Source organism: Pseudostreptobacillus hongkongensis, assembly GCF_001559795.1.
Lineage (GTDB): Bacteria > Fusobacteriota > Fusobacteriia > Fusobacteriales > Leptotrichiaceae > Pseudostreptobacillus > Pseudostreptobacillus hongkongensis.
The window spans coordinates 1-300 of the sequence record NZ_LOHY01000018.1 but is presented as its reverse complement, the minus strand read 5'-3'; the positions used below and the strand labels follow the sequence as shown (position 1 = coordinate 300).

The following is a 300-nucleotide window of genomic DNA, read 5'->3' as shown; positions in this document are numbered from 1 at the left end:
AAGAGATTTACTATCAGAATATGAATTCCCAGGAGAAGAAGTACCAGTAATAAGACGATCATCATTAGGAGCATTAAATGGTGAAGCACAATGGGAAGAACAACTCTTAAAATTAATAGAAGCAGTAGATAACTACATTCCAACACCAGAAAGACCAGTAGATCAACCCTTCCTAATGCCAATAGAAGATGTTATGACAATAACAGGAAGAGGAACAGTTGTAACAGGAAGAGTAGAAAGAGGAACAGTGAAAGTAGGAGAAGAAGAAGAAATAGTAGGGATTAAAGATACATCTAAGAC

General features: G+C 36.0%; 1 pseudogene. It reads left to right on the top strand.

Annotation, left to right across the window (positions count from 1 at the left end):
- A pseudogene (tuf, locus tag AYC59_RS00875) lies at nucleotides 1–300 on the top strand (elongation factor Tu); the annotation flags it as partial.